Annotated in this window: 19 protein-coding genes and 2 tRNA genes; 10 read left to right on the forward strand and 11 right to left on the reverse strand. The window is 59.0% G+C overall.

All coding sequences use genetic code 11. From position 1 onward, the window contains the following. Nucleotides 1-16 precede the first annotated feature (16 nt). From TNEU_RS08360 to TNEU_RS08400, 9 genes are read right to left on the reverse strand one after another with little or no spacing between them, the layout of a single operon-like run. Nucleotides 17-685 carry a 50S ribosomal protein L1 gene (locus TNEU_RS08360; protein WP_012350996.1) on the reverse strand — a complete coding sequence of 223 codons (669 nt, stop codon included), beginning with the start codon at nt 683-685 and terminating at the stop codon, nt 17-19. Then, nucleotides 682-1,185, reverse strand: coding sequence for a 50S ribosomal protein L11 (locus tag TNEU_RS08365; RefSeq protein WP_012350997.1), 504 nt, complete (start codon nt 1,183-1,185; stop codon nt 682-684). Before TNEU_RS08365 ends, TNEU_RS08360 begins: the two co-directional genes overlap by 4 nt. 30 nt (nt 1,186-1,215) lie before the next feature. Beyond that, the gene (locus tag TNEU_RS08370) at nt 1,216-1,680 is read right to left on the reverse strand and encodes a transcription elongation factor Spt5 (protein WP_012350998.1); all 465 of its coding nucleotides are present in this window, start codon (nt 1,678-1,680) and stop codon (nt 1,216-1,218) included. Continuing rightward, a complete protein-coding gene (locus TNEU_RS08375; RefSeq protein WP_012350999.1) occupies nt 1,680-1,979 on the reverse strand; it encodes a preprotein translocase subunit SecE in 300 nt (99 codons plus the stop codon). The genes TNEU_RS08370 and TNEU_RS08375 overlap by 1 nt, the downstream gene beginning before the upstream one ends. A 29-nt stretch (nt 1,980-2,008) precedes the next feature. After that, nucleotides 2,009-2,926: a signal recognition particle-docking protein FtsY gene (gene ftsY, locus TNEU_RS08380; RefSeq protein WP_012351000.1), complete on the reverse strand. Its 918-nt coding sequence runs from the start codon at nt 2,924-2,926 to the stop codon at nt 2,009-2,011. Further along, nucleotides 2,927-3,325 (reverse strand): prefoldin subunit alpha, encoded by a 399-nt coding sequence (gene pfdA / locus TNEU_RS08385; RefSeq protein WP_012351001.1) that lies wholly within the window; start codon nt 3,323-3,325, stop codon nt 2,927-2,929. A gap of 1 nt (nt 3,326) precedes the next feature. Further along, nucleotides 3,327-3,563 carry a 50S ribosomal protein L18Ae gene (gene rpl18a / locus TNEU_RS08390; protein WP_012351002.1) on the reverse strand — a complete coding sequence of 79 codons (237 nt, stop codon included), beginning with the start codon at nt 3,561-3,563 and terminating at the stop codon, nt 3,327-3,329. Between the two features lie 38 nt (nt 3,564-3,601). Then, nucleotides 3,602-4,267, reverse strand: coding sequence for a translation initiation factor IF-6 (locus TNEU_RS08395; RefSeq protein ID WP_012351003.1), 666 nt, complete (start codon nt 4,265-4,267; stop codon nt 3,602-3,604). Further along, nucleotides 4,264-4,539 carry a 50S ribosomal protein L31e gene (locus TNEU_RS08400; protein ID WP_012351004.1) on the reverse strand — a complete coding sequence of 92 codons (276 nt, stop codon included), beginning with the start codon at nt 4,537-4,539 and terminating at the stop codon, nt 4,264-4,266. The genes TNEU_RS08395 and TNEU_RS08400 overlap by 4 nt, the downstream gene beginning before the upstream one ends. Nucleotides 4,540-5,042: 503 nt before the next feature. Here TNEU_RS08400 and TNEU_RS08405 point away from each other — a divergent pair. The 3 genes from TNEU_RS08405 to TNEU_RS08415 all read left to right on the forward strand — a co-directional run bounded on the left by TNEU_RS08405 (nt 5,043) and on the right by TNEU_RS08415 (nt 7,802). Further along, entirely contained in the window at nt 5,043-5,807 is a 765-nt protein-coding gene (locus tag TNEU_RS08405) for a radical SAM protein (RefSeq protein ID WP_012351005.1), read from the forward strand. After that, on the forward strand, nt 5,804-6,547 hold the full coding sequence (locus TNEU_RS08410; RefSeq protein ID WP_012351006.1) for an HhH-GDP family DNA glycosylase: 744 nt from the start codon (nt 5,804-5,806) through the stop codon (nt 6,545-6,547). Before TNEU_RS08405 ends, TNEU_RS08410 begins: the two co-directional genes overlap by 4 nt. 121 nt (nt 6,548-6,668) lie before the next feature. Then, nucleotides 6,669-7,802, forward strand: coding sequence for a tryptophan--tRNA ligase (locus TNEU_RS08415; protein WP_012351007.1), 1,134 nt, complete (start codon nt 6,669-6,671; stop codon nt 7,800-7,802). Here TNEU_RS08415 and TNEU_RS08420 read toward each other — a convergent pair. After that, complete coding sequence (locus TNEU_RS08420; RefSeq protein WP_012351008.1) at nt 7,795-8,034, reverse strand: TRAM domain-containing protein; 240 nt, start codon at nt 8,032-8,034, stop codon at nt 7,795-7,797. The genes TNEU_RS08415 and TNEU_RS08420 overlap by 8 nt on opposite strands. 74 nt (nt 8,035-8,108) lie before the next feature. Between TNEU_RS08420 and TNEU_RS08425 the strand changes: the two genes are divergently transcribed. The 6 genes from TNEU_RS08425 (at nt 8,109) to TNEU_RS08450 (ending at nt 11,115) form a co-directional block, all read left to right on the forward strand. Beyond that, nucleotides 8,109-8,204, forward strand: a tRNA-Lys gene (locus tag TNEU_RS08425). Nucleotides 8,205-8,262: 58 nt separating this feature from the next. After that, nucleotides 8,263-8,354 (forward strand) — tRNA-Val (locus tag TNEU_RS08430). 42 nt (nt 8,355-8,396) lie between these two features. Beyond that, nucleotides 8,397-8,822, forward strand: coding sequence for a hypothetical protein (locus tag TNEU_RS08435; protein WP_012351009.1), 426 nt, complete (start codon nt 8,397-8,399; stop codon nt 8,820-8,822). Between the two features lie 21 nt (nt 8,823-8,843). After that, on the forward strand, nt 8,844-9,869 hold the full coding sequence (locus TNEU_RS08440) for an RAD55 family ATPase (RefSeq protein WP_012351010.1): 1,026 nt from the start codon (nt 8,844-8,846) through the stop codon (nt 9,867-9,869). 123 nt (nt 9,870-9,992) lie between these two features. After that, complete coding sequence (locus TNEU_RS08445; RefSeq protein ID WP_012351011.1) at nt 9,993-10,745, forward strand: inositol monophosphatase family protein; 753 nt, start codon at nt 9,993-9,995, stop codon at nt 10,743-10,745. Continuing rightward, entirely contained in the window at nt 10,729-11,115 is a 387-nt protein-coding gene (locus TNEU_RS08450) for an SWIM zinc finger family protein (RefSeq protein WP_012351012.1), read from the forward strand. The genes TNEU_RS08445 and TNEU_RS08450 overlap by 17 nt, the downstream gene beginning before the upstream one ends. Before the next feature lie 136 nt (nt 11,116-11,251). Here the strand turns inward: TNEU_RS08450 and TNEU_RS08455 are convergent, their stop codons facing one another. Further along, nucleotides 11,252-11,830, reverse strand: coding sequence for a hypothetical protein (locus tag TNEU_RS08455; protein ID WP_012351013.1), 579 nt, complete (start codon nt 11,828-11,830; stop codon nt 11,252-11,254). A gap of 158 nt (nt 11,831-11,988) precedes the next feature. On the opposite strand from TNEU_RS08455, the gene TNEU_RS08460 reads away from it, so the two are divergent. Further along, nucleotides 11,989-12,990 carry a hypothetical protein gene (locus TNEU_RS08460; RefSeq protein ID WP_012351014.1) on the forward strand — a complete coding sequence of 334 codons (1,002 nt, stop codon included), beginning with the start codon at nt 11,989-11,991 and terminating at the stop codon, nt 12,988-12,990. Nucleotides 12,991-13,011: the final 21 nt, after the last annotated feature.

Genomic DNA, 13,011 nt, shown 5'->3' on the forward strand with positions numbered 1-13,011 from the left:
AAGCTGTTTAAATAATTTAACGCGCTAAAACCTCAAGCGCCTTGGCCTTGACGGGAGGCCCCATCGTCTTCTTTATATAGACGTCCTTGAGGTACTGCCTAAGGGAGAACTTCCTGTTGACATCCTCCAGGACGGCTAGGGCGTTCTCCAGAACCTCCTCGGGCTTCTGGCCCTCAGCCCCTATCCTCACCTTGATAACAGGCTCATTCCTCAGCTTCACCCTAACCGACCGCCTCAGCCTCTCCACCAGCGATTTAACGTCGACGTTGGGCGGAGCCACCTCCGGCATCTTGCCCCGTGGGCCAAATATCGGACCCACCACCCTGCCCAACAACGGCATGAGGTCGGGCGGAGCGATGAAGAAGTCGTACTGCTTGGCCAGCTTCCTAATTGCCCTCTTGTTGCCGGACAGCCCCTCCACCTGGTCTCTCGATATCACGGCGTCAACGCCTGCGTTTTTCGCCTGCACCTCGAACGCGCCGTGTGCAAACGCCGCCACCTTGTTGGGCTTCGGCGGATGGGGCAACTCCACGAGCAGGTTTATACGGTTCTCCGGCTTGCTTAAGTCCACCTCTCTCAGCACCAGGATGAGCTCCACGCTCTGTCTAAACCTCCTGGGCTTCCCCCTCCTCAACGCCTCCTCTATCTTCGCGAGCAGAGCCTCCTTGTTTATTACGGCGCTCATTGCGACCACAACTTCTCAAATTTATTAATTATTTCGTCGTACTTCCCAGCGTCAACCTCCTTCAAGACCTCCCCCGCGGGCTTGCCGCCGACGGTAATGCCCATCGCCTTACAAGTGCTCAATAGTTGCTTCACCGCGGCCTTTAAACTCCTCGACTTAAGCTCGTCCCTCTTCAGCACAGCTATTTCCACGAGCTGCTCGAAGGTTAGATCGCCGATAACTTCGTTTCTCGCGTCGTGGGCTCCTGTGTCTTTGCCGAAGAGCTTGAGAAACAAATCGCCGATGGGCGGCAGATGTACCTTAACATCGTACTTCGCCGGCGGCACGACCTCCACCTCCACCTTCTGGATGGGGTATTTGCCGTATTTCTTCACCTCCTCCTGCACCCTCTGCAGCACCGCGTTTGGGTCCAAGCCCATCTGCTTAAGCGAGTCCTGAAACTGGGGGTTAGGGGCCACCTTGCCGCCTTGCAGAGGCACAGCTACCACGCGCTTCGACATCGGCCCGATAAAGGGCTTGGTATTAAAGCTTTATCCTTGCGACGACTTCTTCACCAGCTTGACCTCGCTGATTTTCAAATCAAGCGGCATGGGGAAGGCGCTGTCGAGGAGCTCCACGCGCACCACGCCCTTCTCCCTATCAACAAAGGTCACCCTGCCTCTGCTGCCCTTGAGGACATCGGCAACGATCTCCACCTCGTCGTTTACGTCGATCTCCACGGCGGGTTTGGCGGGCTTTATCACGTTCATCACCTCCTCCACGTTTGTAACCCCCCTCATCACCCCCTTTACGTGCTTCACTCCGTAGACGGCCCGCTGGACGGCAGGCAGAGACTCGCCCTCAATAAACAACACGCCGAAGGACTCCGGCGGCACCACGACTGAGTAGATCGGTATTTTGCTAGACTCGGCGCGCATCTTGAGCACAATAACAACGTTGTACTCCTGCCGCGTAACGGTGCTGACGGTGTATACGGGGCACCTCTCCTGCGACATCACCTCAGCTTGGCGGTGAGGTATATAAGCCCTACTACGATCACCGCTATAGACGCGAGCACAGCCGCGGCCTCTCTAGCAGGCTCGCCCAACGTGGGGACCGGCTGGTTGTACACCACGCCCGAGATATATACGCCAGCTAGGTGGAACACCAGCTGGAAAGCCCCAGCCACGAAGGCAAGCAACAGGAGGAACTTGGAGACAAGCTTGAACTCGTCGTCGTCGGGCTTCGAGGCCGTGGACACCACCCACCTCACGTCTCTCAGAATCTGCTCAAGCTTCTCCCTTAGGGAGGCCACGGCCCCCCGTATGAATAGATATATAAGCTTTAGCTCAGAAGACGGCCCACGTATTCGGACTTAGAGAACTTGACCAAGTCGCGGTAGGTCTGGCCAACGCCTAGGAAGTAGACGGGCCGCTTTAGGACGTACATAAAGGTGAGGATGGAGCCGCCCTTCGGATAGGCGTCTACCTTAGTGGCGATCATGCCGTCGATCCTTACGTATTTTGAGTAGTACCTCGCGATCTCGAGAGCCTCGTTACCCAGCTGCGCGTCGAATACGAAGATCGAGAGGTGCGGCTCAGCCACACGCTGGATCTTCCTAAGCTCCTCCATCAGGTTCGCGTCTGTGTGCATCCGCCCCGCGGTGTCGATCAACACGAAATGGTAGCCTCTGGACCTAGCATGTTGAACCGCGTCGTAGGCTACGGCGGCTGGGTCAGAGCCGTAGGGGCCGCCCACCACCCTAAAACCAACCCTCCTCCCGTGCTCCTCCAGTTGCTCCCTGGCGCCGGCTCTAAAGGTGTCCGCGGCCGCGGCAACCACCCTAAACCCCATCTCCTGGAGGTTAAAGGCGAGCTTCGCCAAGGTGGTGGTTTTCCCATAGCCGTTAGGCCCGAGGAACATAACCACATAGGGCCTCGACCTTTCCAACGCCCGCCTCGCCTCCTCGTAGAAGTCCACGTCGGGCACATCGCCGAGGACGCCCAACAAGGCGTCGTGAACTGCCTTCCTGACAACGGACTCCCTATCCCCAAACCGGGGGACCTTAGTCCCGACGAGCCTCCTCCTGAGCTCCTCCACAACGGCGTCGGCCACCTCGACAGCCACGTCGCTGTCTACCAGATCCAGGTAGAGATCTGAAACAAGCTTCTCCACCTCTTTCCCGTCCAGCTGATCCTCCTTAACAGCGCTGACGACAGATTCGACGAACTTAGAAAGGGTCTTCCTCAGCTTGTCAAACATCTACCTGGCTCCAAGCCTCTCTAGAACCTGGCGGATCTGAGCCGCCCTCTCGGCCAGCTTCTCTATGTTCTCCTCCAGAGAGGTCTTTAGGCGGGAGTACTCCTCTATCCTCTCCTTCAGAATCCTCTCTGCGTTTTCCAGATCTACAAAGGCGTGGTAGCCCGCCCCCAGCGGCGTCAGCACCTCCCTAGAGCTGAAGCTCCCCCCCACGTATAGGCCAGCCCCGATGTGTACAAGCCTGTCGGGCCCCTCGGACTTCAGAAGGCGCACTCCGTCGAGGGCCGTGGTAAGCTCCTCAAGAAGCTCAGACACCGTGGCGTGTTGGGCCTGGAGACCCGACAGAAGCTCGCTTATTACCTGGTACTCCTCCAACAACCTCTGTACATCCTGCCTAGACATGTCAATACCTCACCACCCTATCCACCGCCATCAGCAACTTAGCGGCGTCAGACCTAGCCTCCTCAGGCGACACGACGGCGACCTCCCTGATCTTGATCTGAACCCTCGAAAGCTTATGCCTGCTCCCTATAAGCGAGTAGACCTTCTCAACCGCGTCGTAGGGCTTCTCAGCCGTCACCTCAACCCTAAACCTCATCCCAGTCGCCGTCTCGCCCACAACCCTATAAATCCTAGGCATGACAGCCTCAACAGAAACCCTTATAAGTTTGTCGCCGCCTAGCCCAAGACCTGCGTTATCCTCATCAGCTCCGGACCCGCCGTTTCATCCCCCACCAGGGCGCCTCTGTCGTTCACCACCAAGCCGCCTCTTAGGAAGCTCTTCCCCTTGTTGACGGTCCCCACGTCCACCCTCGCGTTGAAGTACCCAGCCAGCTTTTTCAAATCCTCGTCTGTGGCCTCCGGCGCCACCAACACCCCCCTGGAGTTAGCCACAGCCAGCGAACCGACGAGCGGATTTCCGGCGATTGTGTCGACGACTGCCTCAACGCCTAGGACGTCAGATACCACCTTCCTCGCCTCCGCCTCAAGCAGGGGGGATACCACGGCGACCTTGTTGTTAGCCAAGACCAGGTTGGAGATCGCCGTATATCTGCTGTTGACCACCCCCACGTTGAGCCCAAGCGATTTAAACAGCCTCACCTCCTCCTCCAGAGCAAGGGAGGGGAGAACCACGCCGTTGTCGTTCAACACGAGGAAGATGCCCAACAGCGGAGATCTAGCAACCGAAAACCTAGCCACAGAGGTACGGAGGGTGCTCCGCACGACGTCATCTATCTTCTCAGGCACGTCGGGGGGGAGAAAAGTCACGGAGTTGTTAGTCGCCAGGAAAACCCCCACAGAGGAGCTCCCAAAAACCTTAAGGGGAGCTACATCGAAGCTCATTCCTTCAGCTCCACCAAGGCCGTGCCGTCGCTGTACTTCTCGACGGACACCCTCACCCTCCTCGGCGGCTTCTCTATGCCGCGGGACCACAGCTCCATGTTCAACTTCTGCCCGATCTTTACAGCGCTGGGCTCCACCTTCAGATGCCTAGCCACAAACCTCCTAATTAGGCCAACGGCGTACTTAGCCCTCTTCGTCCTAGACACCACGTAGGCCCTCCTCAAGCTGATGACGTACTCCCGCGAGGCCACCACCTTCCTCTCCTCAGACACAGGAAAGGTGGAAAAACGCGTTAATAAACATTGCCTAGGCAACGTTAGAGACCCTCTACGGAATCCCCTCAATAATATAGGTGTTACTCACGGCGCCTTCGCCAGAGCCGAGCTTCTCTCGCCAGGTTCAACGCCTCAGTTTGAGATACACGGCGTGGCTCTTAGTAGCACAGGCAGTACCCGAGGCGTCAGCCTGTATCGAGGCGTGGAGAGGCCAATGGCGGTTTTCGGGAACCGGCGGAGAGGAGGGCCGTCGCCACATGGCTGTACGCGGTTGCTCAACTGCGGCGGGCCTGGAGGAGCCGCAACAAGGCTTGAGGAACAAAGGCTCGTGGACCAAAAAGCCCTAGCCCCAGTACAGCTCGGGCTTCTTTTCTTTATCTGGCGTGCATTTCTTAGGGTTAATCGTTTTGAGCATATGTGTTATTTGTATACCATCCTAATATAGATTTCTATGTACATTTTACAGGCAAAGTAAATTTAAAAAACATGTCGGGATTTATGTGATCAACCCGGAGAGGTTGCTTGAGCTCGTGGAAAGATATACGGTGAAGGCAGAGGGAGGGGTGGTGTATAGACGCTACAGGAGGTTCAGAGCGGATAGGTGGTACGGGGGGATAGCCACCGCCGACGTGGTGGGTTGCAACCTGCGCTGTGGAATGTGTTGGGCGTGGAGGAACACCTCCTTCGTCCTCACCGCGGGCCAGTGGATGCCGCCGGAGGAGGTGGCCGAGAGGCTGAGGAAGATCGCGCGGGAGAGAGGCTATGAGCAGGTGAGGATATCGGGTGGGGAGCCCCTCATAGCGCCTAGACACGCGCTTGCGGTTATAGACGAGCTGAGGGACTACGTCTTCGTGGTGGAGACAAACGGGATCCTCATAGATAGGGCGCTGGCCAGGGAGCTCGCGGCGAGGCCCAACGCGGTGGTTAGGGTCTCGATAAAGGGGGCGACGCCCGAGGAGTTCGAGAAAATTACGAGGTCCCCCAGAGCCTACTTCCACAGGCAGCTGGAGGCCATAAGGCACCTCCTGGAGAGCGGCCTAACGCCGTGCCGCGACGTCTACCCAGCGGCGATGTTGGGCTTCTCCACGGAGGAGAGCGAGCGGGATCTCAAAAGAAGGCTAGAGGCGGTGGACCCCCGGCTACCACAGTGCCTCGACGTTGAGTACGTAATACTTTACCCACACGTCGTGAAGCTCATGGAGACCCGCGGACTTAAGCCCATCCGCGCCGTGACCCCGAGCGGCATTCCGGCCTTCATGATATGAACTCTGACTGCCTCCGCCTCACTCTATACCCCAGCCTAACGCTGGCGTTGCTGGACGAGCGCTACGTTAAGATCTTCGGCGTGAGGAAAGGCGTGGCGGCGCAGGACGACCACTATATATCCGGCCGGTGGTACAACCCCTGGAGATATATAAACGACGCCGAGGGGAAAACGCGCGATATAGTGCACCAACTCGTCGAGAGATACGGAGGATGCGTAAGCATATCCACATCCCCAGGCGACGAGGACCTCCTCTTCGTCGTAGCCTTCCTCACCCAGAACACCGACTACCACGGCAACGTGCTGAGGTGGACCCGCCGCCTCTTCCAGCGCTCCGAGGATCTGCGGAGGATCGCCCAGCTCGCCCCGTCGGTCGGGCGGAGCTACCAGCTCCAGCGCCTTCCCCAGGCTATACAGGACTTCACGGCGTTGGGAAAACCGCGGGCCAGAGATGAGCTGCTGAAGATAAGGGGGGTGGGCCCCAAGGTGGCGGACCTCTACCTGCTCTACACCGGCGACCCCACCTCCGCCCCCGTGGATAAACACTTCATGCGGACAGCCCCAAAGCTGGGGCTCTCCGGCGAAGCTCCTCGGGCTGAGCTATGCCGCAGGTACACATGCGGGCGGTGCCCCCTCTCTGCCCGGTGTCTAAGAGCTGAGGCAACCCGCCGCCTCGGCCGCCTAGCCGGCTGGGCGCAGACCATCTCCTACCTCCTAGACAAGGGGCAACTACCCGCCTAGCGGTTGGGGAAGGCGAGGGGGGCCCACCCTGCGCCACTCAGCCGGAGCCGCCGGCGAAAACGCCGCCTGCGGGCGCTCGGCGGCTTAATTTAAAAAGGGAGGCGGGCCCCAGCACCATGGGGTGGACGTAAAAGGGGAAGACTTCGTAGTTACGCCGTGGGAGGTAAGAGGGAGAGTCGACTATGACAAGCTCCTTCAGCACTTCGGCGCGCGGCGGCTCACGCAGGCCGAGGTGTCGATACTCGAAAGATACGCGGGCGAGGTGCACCCCCTGATTAGGAGGGGCTTCTTCTACGCCCATAGAGACTTCGACGCCATATTGAAGTGGCACGGGGAGGGGAAGCCCTGGGCTTTATACACGGGGAGGGGGCCAAGCGGGCCTGTACACATAGGCCACATGGTCCCGTGGATACTGCTGAAGTGGTTCTCGGACAAGTTCGGCCTTGAGGTCTACTTCCAGATGACAGACGACGAGAAGTTCTACGACGACCCGGATATGAAGCTCGACGAGGCCACCGGCTGGGCATACGAAAACGCCCTAGACATAATCGCCCTGGGCTTCACGCCCGACAAGCTACACCTCATAGTGGACACAAAAGACATCAAGCCGCTCTACCCAATCGCGGTGAGGGTAGCCAAGAAGCTCACCTGGAACACCGTCAAGGCCACCTTCGGCTTCACCGACTCAACCAACATAGGCCTCATCTTCTACCCGTCGCTACAGATAGCCGTCGCCTTCCTCCCCACGGAGCTCCGAGGCCAGCCCACCCCCGTGTTGATACCATGCGCCATCGACCAAGACCCCTACTTCAGGCTGGCGAGAGATATAGCCGACGGCCTCGGCTACCCCAAGCCCGCCACGCTCTACTCGAAGTTCATAATGGCGCTCACGGGGGAGAGCAAGATGTCCGCCTCAAACCCCGACTCGGCGATATATACTATAGACGACGAGAAGACCGTAAAGAGGAAGATAATGAACGCCTTCACCGGAGGCCGGCCCACGGCGGAGGAGCAACGTAAATACGGCGGAGACCCAGACATATGCCCCGTCTTCCACTACCACATGTTGTTCGACCCAGACGACGCCTCCGTGGAGAAAATCCGGCAGGACTGCAAGTCGGGCGCCATGCTCTGCGGAGAGTGCAAGCTGAGGCTCTACGAAAAGATCACGAGATTTCTAAAAGACCACAGGGAGAGGAGAGAAAAAGCACGCGGGAGAGTCGACGAGTACCGCATAAGCGTTAAGCTCAAGTGACCACCTTACCCACCGCGTAGGTGTCGCCCACCTTTTCGATCTGAACCCTAACCCTCTGCCCGGGCTCAGCCCCAGGCACAAACACCACGAAGCCCTCGACCCTAGCTACGCCGTCTCCCCTCCTGGACTTCTCCACGATCTCGACCTCAACCACGTCTCCCTCCTTAACCGGTTTCGGCCCAGACGGGCCGTGCCGCCCGTGGGGCGGCCCCCTTCTCGTTCTCCGTTCCATCTGCCCTGGGGAGACCGCCTATATAAATCTTTCTGGAGAAGAAAAGCTTATAAAGTTGCCAACTCTAGGTCGCAGGGCCCGTAGCTCAGCCTGGTAGAGCGGCGGGCTCTTAGGGGCGGTTGCCGCCCGTGGAAACCCGTAGGTCGTGGGTTCGAATCCCACCGGGCCCGCTAAGTTTTAGCGCCGTATCGGCAAAAAGCTTAAAAACTCGGGGAAGGACGTCCCCCAGGGCCCGTAGTCTAGCGGTAGGATGCCCAGGGGCGGAGCCCCGCAGAGGCCTGACGCGCGGGTGACCCCGGGTTCAAATCCCGGCGGGCCCATCTAGAGGCGGAACCTTAATAACCGGCCTCAGTGTAGGCGCGGTGTCCGTCTTCGAGGTGCTGTCCACGGTCTTCGTGATCAGGGGAAGGGACTTCGAGTGCGCCACATCTATAGGGGACTACCACGTGGCTGTGACGGAGCAGGGGGCAGTCTACGCCATGAGGTGCAGGGAGGGCGGCGAATGTAGAGACTGTGTGGAGTTCCCCATATATGAAGACGTCGTTGCCTACCTCCCCAGGCGCTTCTACAACTGCCTCGGTTGCCTACTCGGCGAGTTTTTCAACGCGGGTCTCTTCAACATATCTGTAGGCGGCGTGGTGGTCACACAGCGGCGGGCGTACCTCGTCCCGCCTATGGCTAAGGAACGCGGCGACCCGGAGCGCCTCGCCAAGAGGGCCGGGGGGATACTGGAGAACTACATGCTGAAGGTGCTTGCGGCGTCTTTTAAAACGTGCTGTAAGCTTTAAAATATACACCGGAAACTCCGTGTGCTTACCATCCAGGAGGTTGCGTCTAAGGGCTTTACGGCGATCTACGGCCCGCCTGGTAGCGGGAAGACCAGCGTGGCGGCCAAGCTAGCCGACAGGATCGCAAACAGGGTGCTCTGGATTAGCACAAACGAGCCTCCCTCGACGCTGAAAAACGCGTTTCTTAGGGTGGGGGCCAACGCCGAGAAGTTCTACGTATACGACTTCCCAAGAGCCTTCAGGACCAACATCGCCAAGTTTATAGCCGACCACATACACGAGTACGAGGCCCTCGTGGTAGACACGGTAAACGGACTGGCGCCGCAGGGGGAGAAGCTGGAGGAGCTGGTCCACGGCTTCCTCTACCAACTGTCTAAGGAGATGCCGATAATAGGAGTCGTGGAGGGCGTCCCGAGGCAGGTCTTCTACATAGCCGACAGCCTAGTCCGGGTTGGAAGTAGGGAAAACGCGCTGGGCCACACCGTGCGGCACATCAAGCTTGTGAAATCCAGGTTCGCCCCTCCCAGCGAGCGGATACTGTTCGACATAGTAGAGGGCGTCGGCCTGGTGTACATATACCCAAACAAAAGACCGACCGTGGCGAAGACCCCCCTTGTGGACGACGCGGCGCTTCTTGGGCTGGGCGAGCTGTATAAATCCCAGATAGTAGGCGTATACAGCGCCGACAAGAAGAGACTCGCCAGAAGGCTGGAGGAGCTGGCCGCGGCGCGCGGCGTCTACTACCTATCGCTCTACCCGCCCACCACGATCCCGGCAGAGCTGGACGAAGACAAGATGAGAGTCGCCACGACCTTCCGCGACATAGTGGAGGTGATCTACGGCATATACTCCGGCCGTATAAAGACGAGGGTCTTCGCGGTGTCCGGCTTAAGAGACGTGGAGAGGATCGCGGGCAACGACGTGGTGGACTACATAACCGCGGTAGCAAGCGTGGCTAAATATGTGGACTACGTGGTAGACTTCGAGCTGTCGGGGGATGGGGGTGGGCTCTCCGAGGCCTTCCTAGACGCAAGGGTGAAAATCTAAAAGACCCCCACCGACGCTATGACGAACCGTTTTTTCAGCTTCTCCATGTCGCAACAACGCCCCAGTCTTAAATCGGCGGTGGACGCATAGGCGTACTATTTAAATAATGCATTAAGCTGAGCTGTGCTCGGCGTTTTGGAGGCGGCGGTGGCGCGGGCCTCGCAATACCTAATGTCCGCCTTCAGAAGCGGCGGGGGTAGGGCCGTCGTCTTAGACAAGGGAGACGACGTGACTAGGGAGGCCGATCTGGCCGTCGAGGAGATGGTGTTTCAGATGCTGAAGGAGAGCTTTAGAGAGGGAGGGGTGCTCTACGCCGAGGAAAGGGGGGTCTATAGATGGGGAGACGAGCGCTACATCTTCGTCCTAGACCCGCTCGACGGCTCCCTCAACTTCGCCGTTGGGATCCCCCTCTTCGCCGTCTCCCTAGCGGCGGGGAGAAACAGGGAGGGCACCCTCCACGACCTGGAATACGCCGCGGTCGCCATACCGCCCACGGGGGACGTATACACGGCGGGGCCCGGCGTGGGGGCTAGGAAAAACGGCAGGCCCGTGAGGAGGGAGGTGAGGAGCAACGTGGTGTTTGTGGCGGTGAGCAACGGCTTTCCTGACAAGACCTGCGACGTCGTTAGAAGGCTGGGGCTCAAGGGCAGGAGCTTGGGGAGCTCGGCGGCTGAGCTGGTGTTTACGGCCGAGGGCGCCGCCAGGGGCTTCCTCGACCTAAGGGGGAGGCTCCGTGTGTTGGACATAGCCGGCGCCCTCACCTTCGGGAGGTACGTGCCGGGGTTCAAGTATATACTGTATGGAGAGCCCTACCCCGACTCCAGGGTGTCCATAATAGCGGGGGACGGGCCATTTGTAGATGCAGCCGCCAATTGACGAACGCGTCAGAAGCTTCCTCCTCTCCCTCTCCAGAGCGCTGGGGACGAGGATAGAGAACGTGCTGGATCTCTACCTATACGTGTCGCCTGAGACCGTGCGGATCGTAGAAATCGTGGAAAGAGGCGGGAAGATAGCTGGGCTTAGGCTGGCTGTCCGCTCCAGGAAGAAGCCGGATGTGTGGTACTACGTGGCCGTGGGGGAATACGGCGCAAAATGCACATGCGAGGGGAACACCATAGGGGGCAAGATCTGTAGACATATAATCATCGGCGTTATAACATGGAACATGATCTCGCTCATAAAACGCGGAGAGGACATAGATCCGACCAAGCTCACCTGGCTCAGCCAAGGGGAAAGAGAGATCTAAAGACGAAGACGCAAGAGACGCCTACGCGTCCTCCCGGCGAGCTGGGCTCAACGCAGAAAAAGGCTTGAGACGTCGAGAGAAAAGTGACTAACCGACAATGAGCAGAGTGCGACTGGGGAAAAGGGGGGGGGGGGGGTTACTGTGGGCTCATTTGTATGTTTACTTGGTATGTGCCGAGTATTGTCTGGCCGTTGGCTAGGCTTAGGGGTATTGCTGGGTCTATTGCGACGTAGGCTCCTATGTCGATGCAGGCGCCTGGGTTGATGGTGTAGGGGCCTGCCTGGGTGTATGTGGTTGTGCCTACGAAGCCTACGCCTTTGCCGTCTGGGCCTTTGACTAGGAAGGCCTTTATGTACCCCTCATAGCCGGTGGTGCCCACCTGGCCTACCCACACCAGATAGGCTGTTATGGGGGTGGTGCCGTAGTAGTTGCACACCTTCACGACGGAGGTGTAGTTGGTGGGGTCTCCTGTGAAGCCTATGATGGAGATCCTCGTGATGTTTACGCCGCGTCCGCTGTCGTAGTAGTAGCTGACTTTGACGTACTGGCCGCCGGCCACGGCGGTGTCCGCGCCGGGGTACTTCATGGCAGGCGGCTTAGTGGCGTTGATAAGCCAGTAGGTGACGTTGGTAAACGTAACAGTGGCAGCCACAAGCGCAGCCACAGCCAACACCGCAACCGCTGCCAGAGGCCTATAGTTCCTCCTCCTCACCATAAGCGCCACACACGCCAGAGCTTAAATATTCAACGTTGCGCCGTGCACACGCGGCGGAGATGCAGTCCCGCGTGTGGCACCGGTGGCTAAACGCCTCGGCTAAAGAATTTTAACCTCTGTGTAAATCTTCCCGAGTGACGAGAGGCGAGAGGCGACCGGTGAGCGAGGATTTGAACGCTGACGTCGTCGTCAAGATATCGCCCAACAGAGCTCTTCTCGTGGGTAGCGGCAAGATACAGTTGGGTAGTAGCAGCGTGGTTGGCCGGGTGGAGGTGCGGGAGGACGGCCTCTACCTAGATGGCAGGTTGGTCGTTCTTAGGCGGGCGCTGAGGTGCCCGGTGAAGGTGGGGGGGCTGTACCTCTGCGGAGGCCCTCCCGAGGTGCCGCGCTTCTTCTACAGGGAGGTCTACGCCGAAGGCCTCAACCTCGGCTTGAGGCTCTCCGAGCTCTACGCCACAGACAGGCTCAACGGAGGCGACTGTCTTGCGGAGTACCTATATGCGCTCGTGAGGGGGTCACCCGCGCTTTGGGAGATATACAGGCGGGGGGACCCGCCGCCTCCCCGGAGGTGTAGAGATGTGGTGGGGGTGTTGGTGGCGCGGGGGATGAGGGAGCGGCGGCCGTACGCGCCTCCGAGCTTTGGGAGAGAGACGGCGGCGCTCCTAGGCCTGTTGCGGTTCGGCGAGGCTCTCGAGATGGTGGAGAGGTCCTGGCTGGGGTTTGCGGTGGCGATGCGCTACGGCATATACAGCGCCGTGAGGTGGAGGCTTCCCCCAGGCGGAGACAGCTGGCTGATGCTGTTCGGCATATACGCGGCGTTGGACCCCGTCGTTGTGCCGGGGGGAGTTGCCGTAGATCTAGGGCTACTGAGGGCGCTTCCATACATCGTGGCCAGGGTTGTGGGGAGGTGGCTCGTCGCCTTCAACGTGGCGGGGCTATACATAGCCGCGGGGAACTTCAACATGATGGTCGACGGGGGGAGGAAGAGGGCGCGGTACGCGGCGTGTGAGGGGGATAGGTGCGTGGTGGGAAACCTCCACTTCAACCAGTGTCTAGACGTGGAGTGCGGCATTTTGCGCACTTCCGATTTCGAATTTAAGGGCTTGGTTAAATGCCGCGACTTTGGAACCACCTTTATCGCCGTGGAGCCTTGTAAATAACGTATTTAAAGTGGCCGGAGA

Source organism: Pyrobaculum neutrophilum V24Sta (assembly GCF_000019805.1).
Classification (GTDB): Archaea; Thermoproteota; Thermoprotei; order Thermoproteales; family Thermoproteaceae; genus Pyrobaculum; species Pyrobaculum neutrophilum.